Genomic DNA, 24,495 nt, shown 5'->3' with positions numbered 1-24,495 from the left:
CGACCAAGCGTGGACAGTCTGTGGTAAGCCATCGAGCGGAGCTTTGCGCAACAACGCGGCGGACGGCGGTCTAGGAGCCGTCAGGAACCTGCGCCAGTCGCTTCGTCACGCGAACACCTTTGCCATCGTTGGAGGGTGTCACCGTACGTCGGTTCCACCAACCGCCCCCCAGTGCCTGGAACAGCGCCACGGTATCCGTCAGACGGGCGGCTCGGGCTTGCACCAAAGCCAGCGCGGTCTGCTGCCAGGCCAATTCCGTGGTCAACACAGCGCTTGCGCTGAGATCCCCCCACGCCAGTTGGCGCCGGGCAATGGCCAGGCTACGTGCGGCGGCACGCTCGGCGCGTTCCACGGCGACCAGCGTTTCCGCATCCGCTTGAATGGCATGAAGTGTGTCAGCCACTTCTTGTGCGGCGGCGATCACCGCACCCCGGTACTGCGCGGCCGCTTGCTGATAGGCCGCCTCGGCGGCGCGCTGCTTGTGCTTCAATGCCCCACCATCGAACAGTGGCCGCGTGACATTGGTCCGCAAGGCCCAGAAGCCAGCGCCACCTGCGAACAAGGTCCGTGTCTTGACGGAGGTGCGGCCGAAGTTGGCGTCGATCTGTACATTGGGCAGGCGATTGGCGACGGCGACGCCGACGTCCGCGCTGGCGGCATGCAACTGTTCTGCGGCGGTGCGTACATCGGGGCGCTGCTCGACCAGTTGCGCCGGCAGACTCACTGGCAGGTCGGTGGGCAGCTGCAGACGGTCAAGGGTGAACGTCGCGTCGAGGGCGTGGTCTGGTGTACGTCCACTCAAGGCGGCCAGGAGGTCACGTTGCTGGGCTAACTGCTTTTGCAGTGGCGGTAGCGCGGCACGGCTTTGCTCGAGCGCAGCGACCTGCGCGGCCACCGTTGTCTCTGGCACATCGCCGAGCGCGTACTGGCGCTTCAACGTGTCGAGCACCTGCGTCTGTAGATCGATGATTCGCTGCGTGGTGTCGATCTGCGCGCGCAGCGAGGCTTCTCCGATCGCGGCATTGACCAGGTTACTAGTGAGCGATAGATAGGCCGCTTCCAACTGGAAGCGCTGGGCGTTGGCCGTCGCCGTCAGCGATTCCACTTGGCGGCGATTGCCGCCCCACACATCCGGCAGGTAGGAAATGCTGACCTGTGCCGTGATAAGGCTATACAGGCTCTTGCCTGAGGTGAGGGGGCTGGCCAGATCCTTGGGCGTATCTTGGCGTGTGGGGTTGACGCCGGCCGTGACGGTCGGCAGGTACGTGCTGCGTTGCGCATGGACCATTTCCTGCGCGACCCGCAGGGCTGCATGGGCTGCCTCGATGTCGGCGTTGTGCTTGAGCGCGTCGTCGATCAGCGCATTGAGGGGCTGGGAGCGAAACAGCGCCCACCACTGATCCGGAATACCCATGGAGGTGACCAGGCGCTGCGCCTCACCGCCCTGCACCGGCGCCGATACGGTCGTGTCCGGCAGTGCTTCGGGCGCGTAGCGGGTAGCCTTGGGTGCGGCGGGACGGTGGTAGTCGGGGCCGACCTTGCAGCCGGCAAGTGCCAGCACGATGCCGGCGACCACCATGAGGTGCAGGTGCGACTTGGCGAGTAGGCGCATGATCAGATCTCCTTCGCCGGCTGTGAATGACACCGACGACGGCGCTCGACGACATGCTCGAGTGCGTCGTAGAGCGCGGGCAGAATGAAGAGCGTGAGCAGGGTCGCGATCACCAGGCCGCCCACCACCACCGTGGCGAGTCCGCGTTGTACGTCCGTGCCGATGCCGGTGGCGAGCGCCGCGGGCAGCATGCCGACGCTGGCTACCGTGGCAGTCATCAGTACCGGGCGGAAACGCTCGGTGGCGCCCAACAGCACCGCATCACGCACGCCGTGGCCTTCGCGTCGCATGCGGTTGAAGTTGGCCACCATGATGATGCCGTTCTGCACCGCCACGCCGAACAGTGCGATAAAGCCCACCGCCGTGGCGATGTTCAGGGTCTCACCCTTGAGGTGCAGCGAAATCAGGCCGCCCAAGGCCGCCAGCGGCACCACCGCGAGTACCAGCAAGGCCTGGCGCAGATTGCCGAATTCGGCGAACAGCAATACCGCCATCATCGCGAGCACCAGGCCCATCACGAGCACCAGACGGGCTTGCGCGCGCTGCTGGTTTTCGAACTGGCCGGCCCACTCCAGGTGGTACTGCTGGGCGTCGAAGTGAACGGCCTTGCCGATTGTGTCCTGCGCGTCGGCCAGATACTCGGACAACGCGCGATCGCGGTTGGCGACGCGCACGGTGAGCTGGCGCTTGCCGCCCTGATGGGCGATGGTGCTCTCCGCGGTCTGCAGCGTGATTTTGGTCACCATGGCCAGCGGCACGCGCGCGCCGGACGGCGACGTCAGGGTGAGTTGACCCAGCGTTTCCGGCTGCGCGGTCACCTGAGGTGATAGACGGGCCGTAACGTTGTAGACGCGATCCTCCACATAAGCCCGTGTCACCGCCGAACCACCCACGCCGGTCTGGATCAGCGTGTTGATGTCCGCGACGTTGATGCCGTAGCGTGCGGCGGCGTCACGATCCACTGTCACGGTCAATTGAGGGCTGGGTGGCCCCTGGAAGAGGGAGGCGTCGGCCGTGCCTCGCACGGTTTTCAGCGCGTCGACGATCGCGCCGCCGATACGGCGCAGCTCTTGGTAGTCGTCGCCGTAGATACGCAACACCAACGGACTGTGCGCGCCGCCCAACAAGTCGTTTTGGTTGTCGATGATCGGCTGGCTGATGCTGGCGCTGATGCCCGGGATTTGCTGCAGGCGCGCGTGGAGCCGGCGCACGAAGTCCGCCTTGCTCTCGCCCGATGGCCACGCGTCATAGGGTTTGAGGCCAACGCTCGACTCGATGTGCGACGGCGTCCAGGGATCCGTACCCGTGCCGTTGCGCCCCAGTTGGGTAACCACGTGACTCACTTCGGGGAATTCGCCCACCACGCGACGGTACTCGCTGGCCATCTCGCTCGCTTTCTCTAGCGACAAGCCGCTGGGTAGCTGCACCTGCAGCCACAAGGAACCTTCGTCCAGCTCGGGCAGGAACTCGCGACCAATACTCGCCCCCAGAGCGATCACCGCGGCCAGCGCGATGCCGGCAACGGTGTAGATGATGCGGCGGCGATCGAGCAGCCGCTCCAGCGCCCGGCGATACGCGGCTTGGAGGCGTTCCAACGGCTTGTTGTGAAGCATCTTGCGTGGCTGGCGCAGCGCCAGCCAGGCCAGTGCCGGCACCAAGGTGATCGCGCACAGCAGTGCGCCGAGCAGGGCGTAACCCACGGTGTACGCCATCGGCGAGAACAGCTTGCCTTCAGCGCGCTGGAACGCGAGCAGCGGCGCATAGGCCGTGATGATGATCAGGGTGGCGAAGAAGATCGGGCGCGCCACCTGCTTGGTCGCACTGAGCACGTCGGTCTCGTGCAGATACGCGTCCGGTCGTGCCTCGCGTTTGCGCAGGATCGCCTCGGTGACCACGATCGCGCCGTCCACGATCACGCCGAAGTCGATCGCGCCGAGCGAGAACAGGTTGGCCGGCATTTTGAAGAAGTGCATCACGATGAACACCGTCACCAGCGCGAACGGAATGGTCACCGCTGCCACCAGTGCGCTGCGCGGGCTGCCAAGAAACAGGATCAGCACGAAGCAGACCAGCGCCACGCCCTCAATCACCGTATGCGAGACCTTGCTCACCGTGGCCTGCACCAGATCGCCGCGATCGATATGAGGCACGATGCGCACATCCTGTGCCGCCAACTGCTGGTTCAACGCGTCGACCTTGGCGTGAATTCCTGTGAGCACCTTGGAGGGATTCTCGTACTTGAGCAGATCGACAACGCCCTGGATCGTGTCCGGGTTACCGTTCTTTCCCAGGATGCCTTCGCGGATCTGGTGGCCGTACTGCAGCTTGCCGAGATCGCGTACACGGATCGGGTTGCCGTTGTGCTGGGTCACCACAATGTCGCCCATGTCCTTGAGCGAGCGCATCAGGCCCTCACTGCGGATCACATACGACTGCTCGCCGCGTGTCACGCGGCCACCACCGGCGTTGGTGTTGTTGGCGCTGATCGCGGTGATCACGTCGTTCATACCGACGCCGTACTGCAGCAGCTTCTGCGGATCCACTTCGAGCTGGAACTCTTTGGTGAAGCCGCCGAAGTTGTCGACATTCGCGACACCGGACACCTGCTGCAACGCGGGGATCACTTTCCAGCGCTGGATCTCCGACAGCTCCATCAGGTTCCTGGTGTCGGACTCCAGCGTGTAGCGATAGATCTCACCGACGGGTCCGGACACGGGATCGAGCGCAGGCGTGACACCGGCCGGCAGGGTGACGCCGGCAATGCGTTCCATCACACGCTGGCGCGACCAGTAATCCTCTGCGCCATCGCGAAACACCAGGGTGATCAGCGACAGACCAAAAGTACTGCTAGAGCGCATCGACACTAGACCGGGCGTGCCGGCCAAAGCGCGCTCCAGGGGAATGGTGATCTGCTGTTCGATTTCCTGGGCGGCCAGGCCGGGCACCTGAGTGGTGACCTGCGCGGTGACGTCGCTGAGGTCCGGATAAGCCTCCACCGCCAACTGCGTCCACGCGTAGTGGCCGTAAATCATGACCAGGATGGCGATACCGAACACCAGCGCCCGCTTATGCAGGCACCAGGCGATGAGCTTATCAATCATTGATCAGCACTCCACCGGCCACCACCACGCGTTCGCCGGGCGTGAGGCCCTTGATGATGCGCGCCTGCTCACCCTCGTCCAGGCCGAGCTCCACCGTGCGGCGCGCAAACGCCCACGGCGACACTTCGACGAAGACGGTGACGCTGTCGTTGTTCATCAGTAGCGCCGATTGCGGCACCAGCAACGCCTTCGGCTGCGCTACGCGAAACACGGCCGTGGCGAACATGTTGGCCTTGAGTGCGCCGTCGATATTCGGAACCACGATGCGCGCCTTGACACGACGTGAGTCGGCATCGAGCACGTCACTCACCGACTGCACGGTACCCTGGACATGCCGGCCCGGCAGTGCCGGTAACACCACATCGGCCGACAGACCGGGTGTGACTAGTGCGGATTCGTTCTCGGCGACATGGGCGGTCACCCATACGTGGCCCAGGTCGGTCACCGTCATCAGCACCGCGTTGACGTCGTTGGCAAACGCGCCTACCGCGGTGGACAGCGCGGTGATGCTGCCGTTCGCGGGCGACACCACGGCCATACGGCGTACATCGCCCTTGACCGCCGCACCACTCAGCGAGGCGAGCCGCGTCTGCGTGCGGCCGTATTCCGCCTGTGTCTGGTTGAACGCGCTGCGCGCGGCTTCGAGATCCTTCTGCGCGCCGCCGCCGGCTTGCTGCACGCCTTCGGCGCGATCCAGTGCTTTTTTTGCCAGGGCCAGCGCGTCGGCGGCCTTCTGCTGATCGGACACCGCTTGCGCATAATCGCCCGAGGCGATCACCGCCACCACCTGGCCGCGCTTCACATGGTCGCCCAGCCCTACCTTGAGTTCCACCACGCGGCCGGTCAGCGGTGCCAGCACGTTCACCGTGTGCGCCGGGTCCGCTTCGATCATGGCTGGCACCGACAGGGCGTGCGGCGCTGCATGCAGCGTTACCGTCTGCACTTTCAGTCGTGCACGCAGCGGTGATTTCTCCGGCACACGCAGAATGCCTTGGTCATGGATGACGATTGGTGTGGTCGCTGGGGGCAGCGGGGTGCGGGAGCATGCGCTCAGCAAGGCCGGTCCCAGCAGCATGACCATCAGGGTGAGCAGGGCCTTGCACGAATGGAACCGCCTGAGGTTCTCCCGTCGTGGTCGGTGATCGCGAGTCATTCCCCTCGTGGCGAGTGGGCGCGCCGAATCGATCGGTGAAACGGGCGCCGTAAGTCCATCGCGGCGATGGCCAGTGGTCGGGCTGGGGATCGGGGCACGCCGCAGCCTGCCACTCACCACGGACAGCACCCATGGTGCTGGCAAGATGATGGGCCGCGAACGGCCACGAACTTCACGACGGCCTCGAATGAAGCCGGTATCGGCGATGTGTCGACGGACAAAACGATGGAAGAGCTTCACGGCTCATGGTCTCCTGACGGTGCCTCGGTCGACCGTCCGAAGTGGGCCGGACGCCCCCTAGTCGAGAGAGGCGTCGGCCGACCGCCGAGGGTCGCCACAGGCTCTTGATGCGTGGTGCATTACCGGCATTCGGTTCTGGCCGATGCCGACAGCGTGGCTAGAGTGAATGTCCATAGATCTCGGTAGGGACGGACGGGCCTGACTTCGGCGCGTCGCGTATCGACGGTCCGTTACGTAAGCAGCGCAAACGGCATGTCTGACAGGTTGGTGGTCGGCACGGTAGGTATCGGCACGTGTTTCAAGATGCGCTGGAATCTCGACTGAAAATTCATTTGCGCATAGATCGACACCTGGGCTGAACGTGGCGCACCGCCGTCGGTGTCCCTGGTGCGGAGGTCGATGATCAACCGTGCCTCGTCGTAGTGTTCCCATAGCTCGTGCGCTTGGAGCAAGGTCTGTACCTGCATGAACACAGCGACATCGGCGCTTTCGATACGCCAGTACGTCGTCGATAGCGGTGGCTCGTGCAACTGGCGATTGGAACGCGCCGGTTTAAGCGTCATGCGAAGGCGCTCCGGAACGATGTCCACCCGGCGTGGCCGAAGGGCCAGCATGACACTCGCTGTCGCGATGGTCAGGTTCGGATCGGCGCTGATGGCAAAACGAACCAAGTACGGATCCGCCGCCACAACATCGGCGCGAGTGAGATGCCGCGTGCTGGGCCAGGGGATGCGCTGACTAAGCGCTGCCGCAGAGTGACGTAGCAGGAGGGGGAAGGACATGCTCGTAATCCAGCCAGAGTTTCGGTGATCGATGACGACGCCCGCCCTGGTCGATGTGCGGCCCTAGTGCTTGAAACATCGAGGGCGCGCCTTCGAACAACACCATGGACCACGTGTCGATGGGCAGGAATGCATCGCGGACTGTAGCGAGCAAGATGGATATTGCGTGCACAAAGTGCCTACGCTCGATGAGGGAACGATGGTCTACGGGCCGACTCAAGGGCGATGGGGGCGATGATCCTTGACGACGGCAAGCACGGCGCCTTCACGCGCCACGGTCGCGACGGTAATTCCCGGCATCGTGACATCCATGTGGGACTCCGTGAGGCTGACGACAAAATCGGCGTGCTCCACGTCGGTGCTCAGAGCGAAATGGGAGGGAAGGAAATAACTGACCGACAGGGGATGGCCACCCACGGCGACGCGGTAGGCGCGGCCGATCGGACGCTGTGCGTCTTCCTGCGCGACCAGGGCGGTCAGTTGGCGCGTCGCTTCTTTGAGGGAGCTACCCCAGTAATCGAGTTCAAAGCGGTCGTTGGCGCCGGTGACACCGCCAACGAAGGCGTTGTAGTAGATGTATTCGTTGGGGTGCAGCGTCACCATGCGTACCGCTTGAATCACCAGGGCCAGGCACCACACCGCACGGAGGCTGTTGATTTTGGGCCTCGCTAGGCGGTCGCGGAGCCATTGCCAGAGTCGATCCAGCCCCACCGCCGCGAGCACGCACAAGGGAGGAATCACAAAGAGATAGTGCCGCACCGTGTGATAGGCGGTGGGGCGGGCGAGGATGAAATGCACCAGGGGAAACAGGGCCGCCAGGGCCACAATACCCACGCGCAAATCCGGTGGGCCGCATCGCAGACGTCTTGGCCAGACGAGTACGGCTAAGGCTGCACCCAAACCGAGCAGGAGCAGTTCGGGCAACTGGATGACGAAGAACAGCAGCAGGTAATGCCAAGGCAACGCAGCGGCGGGCAGCCACTGCCCCTGAATCAAGACCAGCCCGGGCCAGTCGAAATGCGCGAAGGCGCGGAGCGCCTGGAGGGGGTTCAGCCACGAGGCGATGGCCCAAGGCCATCCGAGCACCATGGCGCCATAGCTGATGGGAAGGATCAGAAGAAGTCGTATCCCGTCTTGCAGCGGGCGAATCGGTGCAATCCCCGGTGTCTGCGGTAGTCGCCTCAGCGCGTAAGCCGCCCAGGCGACGGCAAGGTAGCCGTAGAGCAGCACGGCGCCGACCCGGGTGGCCAGTGTCAGGCCGCTGATCACCCCAAAAGCCGCGAGCCGCGCAAACGGCGGACGCGGAAAGGCCTCGATCAGCCGAACCAGGCTATAGAGCGACCACACCATGCCGCAGGCAAACGGCACGTCTTTCGCATTGAAAAACATGTGGCCGTAGTAGAGGGGCGTCACGGCCAGCAGGCTGAGGGCGAGCAGGCCCGCGCGCGGGCCGTGCAGACGACGCGCCAAGGCCCAGGTGCCGGCCAGACCCAGAAGCCCCACCGCGCCGCCCAGCAGATGGCGGGTTTCGTACTCGCCCAAGGGCGAGACACGGCAAAGGGCGGTCGCCACTAAATCAAACAGCCCGCCATAGAGGTACAGATTTTGGTAGTGGAAAGCGGCGGTGTCCTGAAAGCCGCTTGCATAGAAGCGCCACAGCAACTGGCCGTAGGTGGCCTGTAATTCCTCGTCCCAGGTGATGCCATAGTCCTGGAAGGTCAGGGCGACCATCACCGCCACGAGCGCCAAGACCATGAGCGCAAGGCGATCGTTGAGGCTTGCGGTGCGGAAATCCGATGGTATCCATGGCCGTTCCGGCGACGAAGGAGATGCGTGTGTCCGTTCCGAACCCTTCGACGCGCCCATGCCACGATCCTCGCCATCGATAGCGGTTTCGCCCGCGCGGCGAGACTAGCGACGATCGATGGAGATTGGATGGACCGCTTGCAGAGGCATTAGCCGCCTATTGGCCCTCCATGGGTCCTCCATCGTTTCAACGTGAATTGGTCATCTCTCTCGCTAGGCTGAAAGCGCGGCGAAGTGCGGTGCATAGGCTCCGCTGACGACGATCTTCGATGAGGCAAGCCGTGAACTGTTTTGACCGTACACCTTATGGGAGCACCGTGAAGCATCTTCCCCGTCGAGGGATATGTACCGTGGATGCGCTGATACCGGCGCGCCTTGGAGCGATCCCTTCTCGTGACTCCCGATCGGCGGTCGCCCTAGGGTGGTATGGCCTCTTCCTCCGAAACGATCGTGGCGATGACCATCCCGCGGAGAGGCGAGATGCATCCATCGCTGGGTTGCCGCGCTGCTTTAGCTGGGTCTTGTTCGCTAGTCTTCTGCTGGGGTCGACCGTCAGCTGTTCGCGTCATACGCTCGGTGGTGATCAAAGCAGCGCCCACGCCTCGACACTGGTTGCGATGGCCAGAGGACGTATCGACGTCGAAGGCGGACTGGTCAAGCTGAGCGCACCACGTGACGGCACGGTGGTCGAGGTGACGGCGATGGAAGGGCAGCATGTTCGTCAGGGGCAGTTGCTTGCCGCACTCGATGCTGAGTCTGCGCGTCTAAAGGTACGGATGGCCGAATTGGGGCATCGTCGGGCGACGATGCAACAGCGCCATTCGCAGCAACGCGTGACGGTCGCGGCGCGACATCTTGTGCGACTAACGCAAGCTGCAGCAGTGGGCGCCGAGGACGCACGACATGTCGATGAGGCACAGGAGCGCGTACTTCAGGAGCGGGGGGAGTTGGAGCGCGCTAAGGCGGCGGTGACCCAGGCCGCTCAGGCGCTCGCCGCCGCCCGTCACGACCTAGCCCAACATCGTCTATCGGCGCCAGTCGACGCGGTGGTGATACGTCGCCGGATTCAGCCCGGCACGACGGTCTCTGCACACTCGGGTCCTGCGTTTGTGTTGTTGCCGAACACCGAGCCCTTCGTGCGCGCCGAGCTTCAGGAGTCTTATCTTGCGGCCGTGCGAGAAGGTCAGGCCGCTGACATCATGGATGAAAGCGGGCAGGGGGTGCCGGCACTTCGTGCTCACGTCCGACGGCTTGGGGCGGTGCTTGGCCCCGGCACCCTGGGCGAGCCGGCGACGCGTGCGCGTGCGCGCATCGTCGAGTGCGTCTTGGTCTTTGATCAGCCGCCGCCGCCAACTTGGCGCGTGGGTCAGCGGGTACGGGTGCATTTTCGTCGTTAGCCGAAGACGGTGCAGCCTTTCAGGACGCGGCCGTGTCGAAGCCGGCGCGCGCGTGCCGGTATCGTGGATGTTCGCGTCGACGCGGACGACACATTCGCCTAGGGATAGGACAGCGTAAATGTGGCCGACGCCGTGACTACTCCTGTACCTGCCGGGGTGTCGGTCTGAAAGTAACGTGCGTGATAGGGCAGGCTCAGTAGGCCGTCGGGCGTCGTGCCGACCGTTTTCAGGGTGCCAAAATTCACGGGGGTCAACGACTGATCCAGGATCTGGACTCCAATGTTGGCTGCAGCGCCCGTTTGCGGCGGTGGCGCAATGACGCCTGCGGTACTTCCCTGAGGAAGATTCGTATCCAGGGTAATGGCCAGGGTGGTGCCGCCGGTACACTGCAGCAGGATCGCGAAGGGCGTGTCTCCAGGGGCGCTTCCGACGCCCTGAAAGGCGGTGTTCGATAAGGGTGGCAAGGTCACTGCGATGTCCTTCGTGTTGACGGCGCAGGCTGGCGCGACCAGGGTGATGGCGTTGCCTAGGCTGAATTGTTCCGCGCGGAGTTCATCATCGAAAAGCCAATGCGCGAGCGGGCCGGCCGTGAGGACGGCGCCATTGGCGATCGGTCCTGTTTTGACAAGTTCCAGATTGGCGGACGCGGTGACATTGACGAAAGACCATGCGCCTCGAGTGCGACAGCAGGGGTAAGGTCCCACGGAGGCGTTTGGACCACTCAACCGGAGGCGATAACCCACGCCGGCCACGGCGGTGGGGAAGATCACGCTGCCTGCCGCGGGCGAGTCACCTACGGCATTCTGAAGGCCGTGCGAGGTATTGGGTGAGCACAGTAATTGAGTGGTCGTGAGTGGAGCTGTCGTGGGCGAGCGATAGATCACGCTCCCTATCGGTGCACCGAAAGGCACCGTAAGGGAGGCGGGCGGCGTGAACTCGACGCGCGCGATGTCGCCCCCCGTATTGAAACAGGCCGCGGATGAGGGGCGCGCACCTAGCGCCCCACCCAGTAGCAGAAGCATCGCGACCAGAAACCGGACCGTGGGCCGGGTGGCGAAATACATGCGTAATCCTCTTGCGCGGCGATGCCCTGATCGCGGCATCCCACCGCTACGACGATGCCACCGGCGCGCGCGTTCGCCCACCCGCACCAGCCTTGCGACCCGCGCGGATTTCACACCCCGATCAACGAAAGCCGTGGAGCGATCGAACACCATCTCGCGGCATACCTATTCATTGTCACGAGATCAATCATCACTAGCTCTTAGGCGCCCTCCACAGAGGACAGAGAGCGCCTGTGTCCCCCGACGCTCCACGGCAGCGTCATTTTGTCCACAAAGATGGAGATCACCTTCATGAATCGTGGAGATTGTGTGGATGATGATTTCGCGCCAGGCGACAGGATTTGTCAGCGACGTGAGATGTCGGGAGAATGACCGGCCTGCGCACTGGAGTGTTCTGTCCCCAATTCGCTGGTGAAGTCCGTTGCTCCTCAGCGACGCGACCGTTGTTTGGAGGAGGGCCCCTTCGCTTGTCGCACATAGGGGCGATCATTGGCGGTTGTCCACAGAAATAAAGTGGATGGACCTCCGTCCATGGATATTGCGCTGAGCATCCATGGTCCTTCCATGCAACCCTGTTTATCTAGCCACGGGAAAGGACCCATGGGGCATTGACCATGTCAGCGATCGTCAACGCTTGATCTGGCCATGCGCTGCCGTTCGCATCGTTGCGGCAAGGATCTCTCCTGACCTGTCTTGTGAAACTGTCATATGTGCCGCACTGCCTGTCAGCTCGTCATCTGGGTAACGTTGTCGCTCCTGGCCTTTCCGTCCGCGATGGGGCGGCCGCCGGTGGTCAATTTCGATCTCTCTGGAGTGGTCGCGGATGGTCACTACGACCGCTTTATCATCCATTTCCGGGAATCGGACAAAGAGCATTACAGCCCCGCGGCCACGGTTCGTTATGCGAAGGACGTCGCCAGGCGGGTCGGCCTGATAGCGCCGAACCACCGGTCGAGTGCGGTGAGGTCACCTCCTCTGCGGATCAATTTTCAACGGATGTTGGCGACCGGTGGGATGCTGATTGTCACGTCGCGTCAACTGGATCCGGTGGAAGCACACACGTTCATTCAAGCGCTAGCCACGTATCCCGCGGTGGCCTATGTGGAGCCCGACCTATCGTTGCCGATGATTGATAGCGCGTCACGCTCCCGAGTCTCTTGGGTGCTGCCGGGCGAGAAGACGCAACACATCGCGCACCGCATCACCTTGGAATGCATTGATGCCATGGCGCGCACGCCATCGATACGCGAGGTTAGCTACACCGCTTTGGAGGCGCGGCCTAGCTCGGATCATGCCAGGCACGTCGGCGCTGCCAGGCCCAACTCCCGTCACGCTTCTTATCGTTGTAGCGGCTATGTCTCGGACCTCGCGGATGCGATCGTCTGGGTGTCCGGGGGGCATGTCGACGGCATGGCGGATACGTCACACCCTGTCCGCCGCATCTATTTCGGGTGGCGCAAAGCCGGCACGTGTTCGGCCACCAGCGCTCTGGGTCTTGCTATCGCTCGGGCTAAGGTCAACGGAAGCGAGGTGGTGGTCGCCGATCAACGCGTGAAGGATCCGCCGCAACCGCCGTCGGTGGTGTGTCCGGCCGTTTCTGCAAGCGATGAAGGTTAAGGTCTAAGCGTGAGCCCGCTTGCCGGCTGCCGGTAGGTCGTTATGGTAGGTCCCCTGAGTGAGAGGGAGTATCGGCAGCGACATCATCTCGCTGTCAGGTCGAGCGGCAGGGCCTTCCGTTGCCCTGGTCCCCATCCCTGATGGAAGACGAGGCTGGGCCAACGTATTCAACAGGCTACCCGAATGCCCGCGAAAAGCATCGATGTGCAGCAGGCGATTGCTGGCAGGGATGGTCGGTAGGCCGCTTCATGGAGATGTGCATGCCGTTGATACACTCTTGTCATCCCGGCTGGCGATGGCTTTAAGGCATAGATCCGTCTTGTATTGCTTCAACTTCAAGGCGGCCACATCACCGAGCGCCGATGCTTGAGCTGACTTACTGTCGCCGAAGGCTTTGAACAGATTGCCGATGGCGCCAAAGTACGCGCCGATGACATCCGCAGGAATCTTCAGTACACCAACCACTTCGCTGTTCACGGTGGGCTTGTACTCAATGGGCATCCCATCGACCAGTTTGATGTAGGTGTGGTTGTCCGCAAACAGACTGCTCGGTACCGGAAGCATGTTGACCTGTCGAGGGTCCGGTGCCATCACTAGAAACCCCGAGGGGTTGTCATCATCGTTGCCCCTGGTCGCAATGATTTGAAACGGCGCGAACTGGCGATAGTAGATCCCATTGACCTGTCGACAGTCATTCGGTCGAGCATCCGGTGCAGTGCAAATGTCTGCGGCGTGCTTGTCCTGATTGCCGACGGGATTATTGGCGTCATCGCGATTCAACGTGGCGTCGGGACCGAGGGGAATGATTTGGAACTCAATCTCGCACAGAGCTGCGCCCGGCGAACGAACATCGATCAGGACGGAGTAGATGCCATCGCCGATGCACTTGCCAGATGGAACTCCGGTCTGGTTCTTTGGTATTCCCTTGATATGCTCCGCCATAAGCGCACTTGAGGCCGCAAGTGATGCCACGTTCTTCAATACATCATCCGCTCTGCTCGTGGTTTGCGCGTCTGCCGTGGAAAGAAGCCCCTTTTCGCTGATGCCTATGTCGAGTGCGTTGTCGCCAAATTGACTGCGGCTCACCTCCAGGACATACGTTGAGGACGGGTCGCCATAAGCCTCGCTTAGCAGGACGTCTGGTGTTTGCTTCGTGCCTTCGACGGTCACCTGTAGCTTCAGGAGCTTTAGGGGCAGGTGATAGACCAAACCGGATGACGCGTAAGTATTGAATCCAACACGATGAGATTTGACTGCGGCAGTGCAACCACTCATCACCAGCGCGCAAAGCGCCAACATCATCCATGCCGTTCCATAACGCATAACCACCCCCATCCCTTTGTCCGAGCAGCGCGCAACAAGCCTTCGGCAACGCGCTGCGGGTTGCGTGGAAGGTCAGTACGATCCCCTTGCGACGGATTTCTTCCGTCGACGCTACCGCCACGTTCGTTGCGAACGCGGCGGGATGCTCGCTAGAGTCAACACCCAGAGGGTGCTGAAATCCAGTGCTTAGGCCTTATGGCCGAGGTGGCTCTTTCGGCGCGCAGGCCGCCGCGACATGCAGACATAACGAAGTCAGTTTGACGGTATCCGTAAAGGGGCATCACAGCGGCGGTCTTCGCTCACGGAGTGGCCCAACCGGCACGCGGGATCGCCCAGGGCGTCCCGGCAAGCGGACGAAGGTGATGGGGCGGATCATGCTGAAGCTTCGATGGCGTCCGGTAGTTCCGTAATCGGCCGAATGAGGTTATGCAGCAATTCCTTGGCCGCCCAGTCGAGCGCCTGGACACCCAGATCCGCCCAGCGATGCCGGCGGCGTACCAGGACATCGACATTGGCCCGCACAGTGCGACGTCCCGTCGTGGACCAAGGCATGTCCCTCTCGAGCCCGACGAGCACCTGCGCCTCGGGCTCGAGAGGCATGGCGGTTGTGTCGTCCGGACTAGAGCCTCCGCCTCCCACGTCGCGGATACGACCGGTCTGAGGGTGCCACGTGGGCTGATCAGGAAATCGCAAAATGACGGTGTCGCCCGGTTGGAAGTCGGTGATCGTTGACCTGGGGAGCACGAAGGCGACTATGCGTTCGGAAGGGGCAGGCCATAACGTCAGTAGCGGCTGTTGCGCAGTGACTGGCTGGCCCGGTTGCACGTGCGTGTACGCCACGATGCCATCGGTGGGGGCGTGACGCAGTTGGAGACGTGGGGACGCCCGCTCGTCGCGGACTGGCGTGAAGGACGAAGGCGGCGTGGGCGGGCCGAAGACCAGTGCGAGGGGCTGTCCTGCCACCACTCGCCCCCCTGTAGTGATCGGCAGTTGGGTGACTGTCCCGTCCACAGGGGAGGTCACCACCCAATGATGGCAGTGGCGCACGATGACGCCCTCCACCTGCACCAAGGTGGTGTCGCGGTACGCGAACATGCCCAGTAGGCTCAGCAACACCGACACGCTCATGGTGCCTGCCATCCATCGAGCGCGCCGGGTCGGCCGCTCGTGCGGTCCGACCTCAGGCATTCGGCGCATGCGCATAGTGAAGACTCACGATGGCATCACGGGGGATGCCCCTGCATCATCGTAAGCGTGAGGATGGACACCGTGTTTCGAATGCGTGTGAACGGTGTGGAGGCCGTGACTGCTGGTCCAGTCAAACGGAACATCGGCTCCGACACGGTCTGAACACGTTGCTGGTATCGGCCGGCTTCCCGCCTCGGCTTTGTTCATCGGTTCCCCACGATCGAGCGACGATCTATCCATCGTTCTTCGTTAGCGTGCCGTCTTGCGCACCAGGGCGAGGCCCTCACTGCGTTAGTGTCTTGAGGGCAGCCTTATGCAGACCAGAAATTCACGATCGGCCGTGGCCCGTTGGGCCACCCTCGCTGAGGGCGTCCACGAGCCGAGCCAACGACAGGCCTTCGGTCGTGAGATCGTCCGACAGAGCCGTGCTGGCCAAGTAGCGAAATTCTTCCTCACGGCTGTCGACGAGCGTGTCCGCAGCGCGCAGCGCGGCATCAATGTGCCCCGGATGGCACATCAGGATGGTTCCCGCGGGCGCCTGTCGGATCATGCGACGGAAGAGATCGCGAAAGGGTCGCCGAGTGGAGGCGGGACGGGCGCCGCGAAACCCATGATTGCGTTGCAGGCCACGGGCGTGAACTTCGCGGGCGAAGGGGCGGGCCAAGGCCGAGAGGAGGGCGGCCTTGCCGCACGCTACACCGACCTGACCAATGGTCTTCAGGGCCTCGTCCGTAACGCGCACATAGGCCCCCAGACGCGTGGCGACATCCACGACCACTTCGCTCACCAACGGCAACTGATGCACGTGGTGGTGTCCATCCAGATAGGCTGGAGGACGCCCCAGCGCTTGTTCGAATCGCTGCACCTGGGTTTCGATAGCGCTTCGTATGGTGAGCGGATCCAGCCGGTGCAAGAATGCATCGCGCATCAGGCTTGGCAACGAACGGTCATGCGTCAACGTGACGTGCAGCCCGATATCGGCCCGATCCAGATAGGGACGCAACCACGGCGCTGTCGTTGGGAAATGCGGCGAGACCACCATGCAACCAGTGGCCGACAGGTGGCCCAACTCCAGCAGTTCGCAGATAGCTCGGCTCACGCCCGGAGCGATACCGAAGTCATCGGCGGTCAACACCAGTCCTCGTTTTTTCATAAACCATCTCGCGGTGAGGCAGGGCAGGAACGTCGCGGAGCGATCCACTGATGTCGACGAATTCCCCCACCCTGGCCGTGGTCGTCCCCTTGTTCAACGAAGGGGCTCAGGTTCGCTTCTTCCTGGATCGCTTGATGCATGTGCTGCGCACTATGGACGTGCAGTGGCAGATTATCTGCGTGGACGATGGCAGTGAAGACAACACACTGACGCAATTGATCGCGGCGCATTCCCTCGAGTCGCGTATCAAGATCATCGAGCTCAGTCGCAATTTCGGCAAGGAGTACGCCCTGACCGCCGGTATGGATCACTGCCATACCGACGCGGTCGTGCTGATGGATGGGGATCTGCAGCATCCACCGGAAATGCTGCCCGCGATGGTGGCGGAGTGGCGCAGTGGCTACGACGTGGTTTACATGACGCGACGATCGCGGCAGGAGGCTCGGTCGAGTCGTCGTTGGGGGCGGAAGCTGTTCTATCGGCTCTTTCGTTGGTTGTCGGACGTGCGCCTACCGCCAGAAGCCGGCGATTTTCGCTTGTTGGATCGTGATGTGGTGGCGGCGATTCGGCGGATGCCGGAGCGCACGCGCTTCATGAAAGGCATCTTTGCCTGGATCGGTTTTCGTCAAGCCGCGTTGTTCTACCGCGAGTCTGGGCGCGAGAACGACCAGAGCAAATGGAAGTTTCGTGCGCTGCTGGCCTTGGCCATGGATGGCCTCTTTGCGTTCTCGCAGCGTCCACTCCAATGGATTGGCCTGACGGGGGGCGGTTTGATGACCGTGGCGATCCTCTACGGATTCGTGCGAGCCTTCGGCGCGCTCTTTCTTCATGCCGTGATCAGCCATGGGGAGCTTATGCTGTTGGTCGTGGCTTTTCTCGGTGGCGTCCAACTGCTCTCCTTGGGCATCGTGGGCGCCTACATCGGACGCATCTTCAACGAGGTGAAGGGGCGTCCGCTGTACCTGATTCGACAGCGTTACGGCATGGATCAATCCAGTACCGTCAAGTTGCCTCGTCGCCACGGCGTGTGATCGCCAACCTTATTCTCGTCGCTTCGCGTGCGCATCCTATTGAGGCGTGAAGGGCTGGTCTTCGGATGAGGGTGTGTATATCCATCAAATCTCCATCCAAGGTCCATCCAATACGTACGTCGGCGTGATTTATGGCTCCCACCAGAGAAGGCGGGGCCGTCGATTGCATGCGTACAACATTTGCTCGTGGTGACCGTATGGCTGGAGCCGTCGGTGGCTGGTTGTGGCGGGCCAACGGTACGAGTCGACGATGTGTCCACAGGACGAGTGGATTCCTGGCACTGGTGTTGACGATGGTCACACTGGCCGGTTGTGCCTCGGTGCCGACCTTGCCTGGCCCGCCCGCCGTTCCCGCAACTTGGCATCATCTGCCGCCGGATGCGACACCGGCCCCGGCGGATCTGCGTGTGTGGTGGCACGCCTTTGGCGATGCGCAACTCAATGCGTTGGTGGATCGCGCCCTCGCTGATAACTTGGAGGTCGCGCAGGCCGCAGCACGGCTGCGGGCGGCGCGTACCCTAGTGGCGCACGCGCACGATGCCCAGCTGCCGGCGCTTCATGTCCGTACCAACGATGTGATCAATCCGGATACGAGCGCTTCGTATTTCCTGATGGGCTTCGACGCACGGTGGGAGTTGCCACTGTTTGGTGCGTGGCAGAGTGCGCAGCGGGTAGCCCAAGGGCAGGCGCAGTCGGCCCAGGCGCAATGGCGGGGTGCCCGTGTGTCCTTGGTCGCCGAGGTCGTTCGCCGCTGGCTGGAGTTGCGCGCCGCGCAGCAGCAGGCGCAGACGCTCGACACCATGCAAGTGGCGTGGGAAGAGAAGCAACGTCTGCTGGAGGTGCGTCACCGCCTGAAACTGGCATCACCGGTCGACCTGGCCCGCGTCCAGGCCGAACTGGCGCATCTTGAGATCGCGCACGCGGACGCGCGCCAGGCCATCACCCGCAGTGCGCAACAGCTGGCCGTCTTGGTGGGGCAGAACGAACCCGATACCGGTTGGTTGGATGCTGGCCCTCAGCCGTCCTTGGGGGAGTGGCATCTCACCTCTGCGCCTGCCGACATGTTGCGAACGCGTCCCGAAATCGCCCTGGCGGAAGCGGAGGTCCTGCGGACCGCCGGCGAACTGGGCTTGAGTCGCGCTGAGATGTACCCGCGCGTGGGGTTGGGTACGTCCTTGCAGTGGTCGGTCAATGTCGCGACGAACCGATCGCGGACGCGGACGGGTGAAAGCATTTTTTCCGCCGGGCCGGCCATCGATATTCCGTTGTTCGACTGGGGGCGTCGCGTTGCCAACGCACATGCGAAGGATCATGAGCTGCAGGCGGCGTTGCTCGCTTACCGGCAGGCGGTCCTCCAGGGTGTGGCCGAGACGGAGATCGCCCTGGACGAACTGGAGCAGGCCGGTCAACGGGAACGTGCCGCATCGCGTGGTGCCCGTGCCGTTCAAGTCAGCGCCAACGCGATGCGCCGACGCGCGACGCTGGGGTTGGCGAGTGGACTGGACGTGCAGGACGGCCTGATCGAAGAGCAGCGGGCGGCGCTCGATGTGATTACGGCACGCGCCGCACGCGGCATCGCGTACGTCACGCTCTACAAGGCCTTGGGCGGTGCTCCATGGCCGGCTTCTTCACCGGATCCGCGTTCGTTGACGCCGGTCGCCGCGGGGGCGCCATGATGGTGACTTACGCCTTCCCCCGTGCCGTCGCGCCGTCCTGTCGCGTGTTTCCTTGTGCCACGAGTGATCTCGCGACTCGCATGGAGGATACGCGATGAGAACTGGTTTACTGCGGCTGCCGCCCGCCGAGCGTCGCATCGTTGTCGCCCGTGTCGCAGCCTGTCTCAAGATCAAGCGGAAGTGCCGCATCGCGGCGTTGCGGCGACGGATCGATGCCATGATCATGGCGGAACGGTTGCATTGGTGGGATATTTTTCCGGAGTACAGCCACTGGCGTCAGTTGGATGCGGGCATTCCCAGATATCGCCATCCGACCGATCCGTGGCGCACCTGGTCAGGGCACGGCCGTCCACCGCGATGGCTCACGGAGGCCTTGAAAACGACGGGGGCGTCTTTGCACGAATTTAGGATCAATGCCGCATCGACAGGGATCGATGGCAATAGGGCGCGGCTGCCCTCGGCGTTGTCATCCACCCCGCCGCTGTTGGTGCCGGATGACGTGGCGCGTGCAGTGGCCTTGATCCTTGAATATCGCCAACAAGGCACCTCGTGCCGGCGACTGGTTATTGATCGAGGCGACGGGGGCGTTGAAGCGCTGCCACATAACGGATAATGAGACGCGGCAAACCATCGGTGGCAAAAGGGGCCTTCGCGCGCCGAATGGCTTGACGCATCAAGGCGTCGACAGCGGGCTCGTCCAACGGAGCAGAATTGGTGAGCGTGAGGTGTTTAGCGATGCGTCCCCGTCCTTGCAAGCGATGCTCCGGATCGTAAAAGCCTTTTTTGACCTGAAGGAAGCACACTTGGATTTCGAGCGGATGGAACACGATCGAGAAGATGGCATCCGACGGTCGCTCCGTGGGACTGAGCGCTAATACCAAGGCGTCGTAGTTGTCGTACACCAGCTCGATCGCGGTGGGGTAGCGGCGGCGGAAGCGAAGCCGCACCTCGGTGCCCAGCGCGGCGATCGCCGGAGGATATTTCGCGATGAAGCTGGCGAGCTGCGCCTCGGCGTTGGGGTAGTTCGGAATGCTGGCGGGTGGGTCACGTCTCATCGTTGGTTCTCCGTCGGCCGCCTTGCGGCTTGGAGCGGGCCGATCGTGGCCTTCGCACGGATGGTGCATCCACGCTCCGTGTGACGGAGGTGCGTAACGGACGTCGAGCGTGAGGCGTGACCATGTGCACGAACGCATCGGCAATGCGATGGGCGTCGAACTGTTGCTGGACGAACGCGCGGCCGGCGGCCGCCAACGGTCGCCGACGTACGGGATCGCACATCGCCAGGATCGCGTCGCGCCAGGCCTCCACGTCCCCTGCGGGAAGGAGTAGCCCCGTGGTGTTGGGTTGAAGGGTTTCGGGGATCCCCCCCAGGTCGCTGCCCAGGACCACCACCCCAGCGGCTTGCGCCTCCGCCGCCGATCGGCCAAACGTCTCCGGCTGCACGGACGGGAAGGCCAGCAGGGTCATCGCGGGATAGAACGCTGACATATCCGACACCCATCCCAGGTGATGATGGCGAGCCTCCATGCCGTGCGCTTCAATCTGCCGGCGCCACGTGAGCACATCCTCGCCATCACCCAACCAAAGGCCATGCAGGCGCGGTTCGCGCGCCATGGCGGCATGAAGCGCCTCCAGCAACGTGAAGATACCTTTGCCTCCATGCATCTGGCCGGCATAGCCGACCAGGATCACCTCCTCGTCCAGCCCCAGGCGGCGCAGCACCGCGCGCCGTTGTTCGGCATGCGGACGGCAACGGGAGGTGTCGACGGGGTTGTACAGCACCCGCACGCAGTTGTCGGGCACGCCTTGCGCGATGTAGGTGCGGCGCGCGTATTGGGAAACCGCTACGAAATAGTCGGCCAGGCGGGGAAGGCCGTAGTTGGAGAGGGCGTGCAGCGGAGGAAGGCGATGACGGAACAAGGTCACCGGCACGTCGATCAGCCGGCTGAGCAAAATTAACGGCCAGTACTCCTTACCAAAGCCGGTCACCAGCAGATCAGGCTGCGTGCGCCACGCGGTCTGGAAGACCGCGCGATAGCCCCGCGGATCGAGGGCATTGCGGAAAGTGCCCTCGTGCAGGGTGACCGCCGAGTCGCGTAGGTGCCGGGCGATCTCGCCCTGCGGATGTACGACGGCGTGGACCCGGTGGCCACGTTCTGTGAGCGCACGGGCGAGCGTCACGAAATGGGAGGCTGCGCCGCCGTGCTCCGGGGAGGTGCCCACAAACAGAAATCTCATGCACGCCGTTCCTCGTGGTGCGTCAGAAGTTTGGCCGCAAACGGCAGCAGCGCCGGTTGGTCCACAGCGAGACGAGGCAATTGCCAGAGATCGCCGCCGACGATGGCGCGTCCTTGCCGGGCGGTGACGGCGGCGGCAAAGCCCGCCTCGCGAACGGTCGCGGCGATGCGGTCGTTGACCTCACCAAAGGGATAGCTAAATTGCGAGACGGCCACGCCCAGCCGCTGCTGAAGCTCCTGTCGGCCGCCCGCGATTTCGTTGCGCAACTGTCGCGCTGTACACGCTGTCAGCCGTGCGTGCGAACGCGTCTGTGCACCGATTTCCATGCCGGCCTGATGCCACCACATCAATTGATCGACCGACATCAGCAGAAGCCCGGAGCCTGCCGACGCCACGTTCCAGGTCTTGACCTGACCGATCGCCCGACTCACTGCGTAACAAGTGGCGCTGAACCCGCGATGCAAAAGCACTGGCAATGCATGCTCGAGGGTATCGACGTAGCTATCGTCAAACGTGAGGATGGCGATGCGGCCCACGCGTTCACCGCGCAAATAAGGCAGTGCCATGGCCAGGGACAGGCCGACATAACCGAGTCGCCGCAGCAGCCACATGTGTCGCGCAAAGCCGGTCGGTGAGATGGCGGAGCGGTCGGACCGATGAGGCGACGGCGTGATGTGGTGATACGTCAAAATGGGATACGTCGGGCTCGGACTCCGGTCCACGGTCACCACCTCAAAGGACTGCGCTCATCAGGTGAACGCTACGCAAAAGCATGGAGAGCACATGGAAAGGCAGTGCGTGTTGCGTCGAACACACGCGATGAGGTGGGATGGATCCCTGTTGTCGATGGCAGGGCCTGCGTCACCTCGCTCTCAGTGCTTGAGCATGCACATCGTCCCGCGCCAGAACATGCTCTGAAGGAAACTTGAGCGATATCGGCGATGTCGTATCCGCTGCGTGGACGATGCGGCTGGCGTGTGCCATGCCGTCAGCGCGCGATCGCTCGTCCGGCCTTGGACGAAGCAAACTGATTCGTTTGACTGCACGGAGGTTCGTGTGTCCTTCGCTATGCCACAGACCGTGGTTGTAAGAGCCGTGATCGTTGAAGTGGATGCCCACCTGTTAAGGGAAAGCGTGCGCGTGCTCGAAGGTGAATTGATCACGGCGATCCATCACGCGCATACCGGTGAGTTTGACGGCTACGACATCGGTCAGGGCACATTGCGCCTATTCATGTACGGGCCGAGCGCAGAGTTGCTCTTTCGTTCGGTGGAATCGGTGCTGCGTCATTTCCCCTTGACTCAGGGTGCCTCCGTCACTTTGCGGCAGGGGCCGCCGGGAGCGCTGTTTCGCGTCGTGCGTTTGGGGGAATCACCAGAAATCAGGCCGCCGTGATCAGCGTGTCCTGGGTCACGCCATGCCGCGGCTGAAGGCCCTCGCGAGGCATTCTCCATAAGGCCTCCATCAGACATCCATTCGGCATCCATCGAAGACCGGGAAGATTCACTCGCGCCCACCCGCCGCGGTACACATGACCTGCGGCAAGGGTGGTGTTTGCTCGTCGGTGGGCACGAAGGTTCACGGCGTTGGCATGCGCCGGGCAGCGATAAGGGGCAAGGGGGCAGCATGATCGTCATGGGGCGTCGGCGTAATCGGTCGACCGGCTTTACGTTGGTCGAACTGATGGTCACCGTGGCCATTGTGGCTGTCGTGGCCATGATCGCTTTGCCGTCGTACGCGGACTACCTTCGGCGAAGCAAGCTCACCGAAGCGTACAACGCCTTGGCGACGTACCGCGCGGGAATGGAGCAGTTCTACCAGGACAACCGCACGTACGGTGCTGGTAGCGAGTGCGGTGTGGCACGGCCCGCCGGCCTATCGTACTTCACCTTGACCTGCACTCCGGCGGCGGGCAGTACAGCGGGGCAGGCCTATGTGGCCACCGCGACTGGCAAAGCGGGCACTCAAGTCGATGGCTTCGTTTTCACGATCAACGAAAAAAATGATCGTGCAACCTCAGCCGTCCCTTCTGGGTGGGGGGCGCCGCCGATCAGTTGCTGGATCGTGCGCAAGGGCGGCGGTTGCCAATGATGGGCCACGCGCGCGCCGGTTTTACTTTGATCGAAATGCTGGTGTCCCTGGCGGTGTTGGGCACGTTGCTGTTGTTGGGCGTGCCGCCGTTTCGGCAATGGCTGCGGAACACACACATCCGCACGGCCGCCGAATCGATCCAGAACGGCTTGCGTTACGCGCGTGTGGAAGCGAGTAGCCGGGGGGCCCCCGTGCGTTTCGAATTTCAGTCGTCCGGCGCGGACTGGACGGTGTGCGTGCTGGCTAGTACCCCTTCCTGCGACAAGGCACAGGAGGCTAGCGCCGACAACATGCTGCAGCGCTTCGTGGCCGCCGGCGGCGCGCAAGAGGTGTACCCCAGCGCCAGCACGTCGGTCGGCGATGTATCGATAGCACTGACCGACATGATTCGAGCGGGGGCCGGCGTGACATTTAACGCCCTGGGGCGCCCGTTGGATTGGGGCGCGACCGCGATCCAACGGGTAGACGCGAATACGGCCCGTGCCGACGGTCGACGACTTGTCATCCTCATCTCGGCAGGTGGCATGACTCGTCTGTGCGATCCCGCCCTCCGGATCACTACGAATCCACAGGGGTGTCTGTGAGGACCGCGCGTCGATGCTCGCCCGGCGGACATTCGCAGGGTGTGGTCTTGCTCGACGCGCTGATTGCGATCGTGATCTTCTCCATCGGTATCGTGGGTATGGTGGCGTTGCAGAGCGCCGCGACGAAACTGAGTCGCGACGCGAAGTATCGCTCCGATGCCGCCATGGCCGTCGATCAGGTCGTGGCGCAGATGTGGGTGTCAAACCCCGGCACCTTGAGCGCCAACTTCAAAAGTCCGGAGGGCGCGCAATACAAGACCTGGGCCGCCACGCTCACGTCGTTGTCGGCGACGCAAGGGCTTCCCGGTGTACGCGAGAAGGCGCCGGTCATCGAGGTGAGTGCCGACAACATCGTCACGGTGACGCTCTATTGGCGTGCGCCCGGTGACGACGCGTACCACCGCTATGTCTCCACCACCCATATCGCACGCTGAGCCAG

The 24,495-nt window shown here is 63.0% G+C and carries 21 protein-coding genes; 9 read left to right on the top strand and 12 right to left on the bottom strand.

What is annotated here, in order from left to right; translation table 11 throughout:
• Nucleotides 1–70: 70 nt before the first annotated feature.
• The 5 genes from ISS97_RS17300 to ISS97_RS17280 form a co-directional block, all read right to left on the bottom strand.
• A complete protein-coding gene (locus ISS97_RS17300; protein WP_379983354.1) occupies nucleotides 71–1,612 on the bottom strand; it encodes an efflux transporter outer membrane subunit in 1,542 nt (513 codons plus the stop codon).
• 2 nt (nucleotides 1,613–1,614) lie between these two features.
• A complete protein-coding gene (locus tag ISS97_RS17295) occupies nucleotides 1,615–4,713 on the bottom strand; it encodes an efflux RND transporter permease subunit (protein ID WP_379983355.1) in 3,099 nt (1,032 codons plus the stop codon).
• The gene (locus ISS97_RS17290) at nucleotides 4,706–5,866 is read right to left on the bottom strand and encodes an efflux RND transporter periplasmic adaptor subunit (RefSeq protein ID WP_379983356.1); all 1,161 of its coding nucleotides are present in this window, start codon (nucleotides 5,864–5,866) and stop codon (nucleotides 4,706–4,708) included. Before ISS97_RS17290 ends, ISS97_RS17295 begins: the two co-directional genes overlap by 8 nt.
• 470 nt (nucleotides 5,867–6,336) lie before the next feature.
• Entirely contained in the window at nucleotides 6,337–6,888 is a 552-nt protein-coding gene (locus tag ISS97_RS17285) for a hypothetical protein (RefSeq protein WP_379983357.1), read from the bottom strand.
• 216 nt (nucleotides 6,889–7,104) lie between these two features.
• Entirely contained in the window at nucleotides 7,105–8,754 is a 1,650-nt protein-coding gene (locus ISS97_RS17280; protein ID WP_379983358.1) for a glycosyltransferase family 39 protein, read from the bottom strand.
• A gap of 290 nt (nucleotides 8,755–9,044) precedes the next feature.
• Here ISS97_RS17280 and ISS97_RS17275 point away from each other — a divergent pair, with 290 nt between their 5' ends.
• Nucleotides 9,045–10,091: an HlyD family secretion protein gene (locus tag ISS97_RS17275; protein WP_379983359.1), complete on the top strand. Its 1,047-nt coding sequence runs from the start codon at nucleotides 9,045–9,047 to the stop codon at nucleotides 10,089–10,091.
• Nucleotides 10,092–10,189: 98 nt separating this feature from the next.
• Here ISS97_RS17275 and ISS97_RS17270 read toward each other — a convergent pair whose 3' ends face one another.
• Nucleotides 10,190–11,155 (bottom strand): fimbrial protein, encoded by a 966-nt coding sequence (locus ISS97_RS17270; RefSeq protein WP_379983360.1) that lies wholly within the window; start codon nucleotides 11,153–11,155, stop codon nucleotides 10,190–10,192.
• A gap of 708 nt (nucleotides 11,156–11,863) precedes the next feature.
• On the opposite strand from ISS97_RS17270, the gene ISS97_RS17265 reads away from it, so the two are divergent.
• Nucleotides 11,864–12,772 carry a S8/S53 family peptidase gene (locus ISS97_RS17265; protein WP_379983361.1) on the top strand — a complete coding sequence of 303 codons (909 nt, stop codon included), beginning with the start codon at nucleotides 11,864–11,866 and terminating at the stop codon, nucleotides 12,770–12,772.
• A 246-nt stretch (nucleotides 12,773–13,018) separates the two neighbouring features.
• On the opposite strand, the gene ISS97_RS17260 is transcribed toward ISS97_RS17265, so the two are convergent.
• The 3 genes from ISS97_RS17260 to ISS97_RS17250 form a co-directional block, all read right to left on the bottom strand.
• Entirely contained in the window at nucleotides 13,019–14,095 is a 1,077-nt protein-coding gene (locus ISS97_RS17260) for a hypothetical protein (RefSeq protein WP_379983362.1), read from the bottom strand.
• 372 nt (nucleotides 14,096–14,467) lie between these two features.
• Nucleotides 14,468–15,223, bottom strand: coding sequence for an HlyD family efflux transporter periplasmic adaptor subunit (locus ISS97_RS17255; RefSeq protein ID WP_379983363.1), 756 nt, complete (start codon nucleotides 15,221–15,223; stop codon nucleotides 14,468–14,470).
• A gap of 388 nt (nucleotides 15,224–15,611) precedes the next feature.
• Nucleotides 15,612–16,436: a ChbG/HpnK family deacetylase gene (locus ISS97_RS17250; protein ID WP_379983364.1), complete on the bottom strand. Its 825-nt coding sequence runs from the start codon at nucleotides 16,434–16,436 to the stop codon at nucleotides 15,612–15,614.
• 50 nt (nucleotides 16,437–16,486) lie between these two features.
• Between ISS97_RS17250 and ISS97_RS17245 the strand changes: the two genes are divergently transcribed.
• The 3 genes from ISS97_RS17245 (at nucleotide 16,487) to ISS97_RS17235 (ending at nucleotide 19,756) form a co-directional block, all read left to right on the top strand.
• On the top strand, nucleotides 16,487–17,467 hold the full coding sequence (locus ISS97_RS17245) for a glycosyltransferase family 2 protein (protein ID WP_379983365.1): 981 nt from the start codon (nucleotides 16,487–16,489) through the stop codon (nucleotides 17,465–17,467).
• A 293-nt stretch (nucleotides 17,468–17,760) separates the two neighbouring features.
• Nucleotides 17,761–19,143: a TolC family protein gene (locus ISS97_RS17240; RefSeq protein ID WP_379983366.1), complete on the top strand. Its 1,383-nt coding sequence runs from the start codon at nucleotides 17,761–17,763 to the stop codon at nucleotides 19,141–19,143.
• 94 nt (nucleotides 19,144–19,237) lie between these two features.
• Complete coding sequence (locus ISS97_RS17235; protein ID WP_379983367.1) at nucleotides 19,238–19,756, top strand: H-NS histone family protein; 519 nt, start codon at nucleotides 19,238–19,240, stop codon at nucleotides 19,754–19,756.
• Here ISS97_RS17235 and ISS97_RS17230 read toward each other — a convergent pair.
• The 3 genes from ISS97_RS17230 to ISS97_RS17220 are packed head-to-tail and all read right to left on the bottom strand — an operon-like array spanning nucleotide 19,707 to nucleotide 21,992.
• Nucleotides 19,707–20,198 carry a hypothetical protein gene (locus tag ISS97_RS17230; RefSeq protein ID WP_379983368.1) on the bottom strand — a complete coding sequence of 164 codons (492 nt, stop codon included), beginning with the start codon at nucleotides 20,196–20,198 and terminating at the stop codon, nucleotides 19,707–19,709. The genes ISS97_RS17235 and ISS97_RS17230 overlap by 50 nt on opposite strands.
• The gene (locus ISS97_RS17225) at nucleotides 20,188–21,381 is read right to left on the bottom strand and encodes a glycosyltransferase family 4 protein (protein WP_379983369.1); all 1,194 of its coding nucleotides are present in this window, start codon (nucleotides 21,379–21,381) and stop codon (nucleotides 20,188–20,190) included. Before ISS97_RS17225 ends, ISS97_RS17230 begins: the two co-directional genes overlap by 11 nt.
• On the bottom strand, nucleotides 21,378–21,992 hold the full coding sequence (locus tag ISS97_RS17220; protein ID WP_379983370.1) for a polysaccharide deacetylase family protein: 615 nt from the start codon (nucleotides 21,990–21,992) through the stop codon (nucleotides 21,378–21,380). The genes ISS97_RS17225 and ISS97_RS17220 overlap by 4 nt, the downstream gene beginning before the upstream one ends.
• Before the next feature lie 445 nt (nucleotides 21,993–22,437).
• On the opposite strand from ISS97_RS17220, the gene ISS97_RS17215 reads away from it, so the two are divergent.
• The 4 genes from ISS97_RS17215 to ISS97_RS17200 all read left to right on the top strand — a co-directional run bounded on the left by ISS97_RS17215 (nucleotide 22,438) and on the right by ISS97_RS17200 (nucleotide 24,490).
• Nucleotides 22,438–22,776: a hypothetical protein gene (locus tag ISS97_RS17215; RefSeq protein WP_379983371.1), complete on the top strand. Its 339-nt coding sequence runs from the start codon at nucleotides 22,438–22,440 to the stop codon at nucleotides 22,774–22,776.
• 231 nt (nucleotides 22,777–23,007) lie between these two features.
• Entirely contained in the window at nucleotides 23,008–23,472 is a 465-nt protein-coding gene (locus ISS97_RS17210; protein ID WP_379983372.1) for a type IV pilin protein, read from the top strand.
• Nucleotides 23,469–24,056 carry a GspH/FimT family pseudopilin gene (locus ISS97_RS17205; RefSeq protein WP_379983373.1) on the top strand — a complete coding sequence of 196 codons (588 nt, stop codon included), beginning with the start codon at nucleotides 23,469–23,471 and terminating at the stop codon, nucleotides 24,054–24,056. The genes ISS97_RS17210 and ISS97_RS17205 overlap by 4 nt, the downstream gene beginning before the upstream one ends.
• Nucleotides 24,053–24,490 (top strand): type IV pilus modification PilV family protein, encoded by a 438-nt coding sequence (locus tag ISS97_RS17200; RefSeq protein WP_379983374.1) that lies wholly within the window; start codon nucleotides 24,053–24,055, stop codon nucleotides 24,488–24,490. Before ISS97_RS17205 ends, ISS97_RS17200 begins: the two co-directional genes overlap by 4 nt.
• Nucleotides 24,491–24,495: the final 5 nt, after the last annotated feature.

The sequence above is a fragment of the Dyella koreensis genome (genome assembly GCF_044904565.1).
Classification (GTDB): domain Bacteria; phylum Pseudomonadota; class Gammaproteobacteria; order Xanthomonadales; family Rhodanobacteraceae; genus Dyella_D; species Dyella_D koreensis.
Note: the sequence above shows the minus strand (reverse complement) of the source record. Positions and strands in the feature narration are given on the sequence as shown.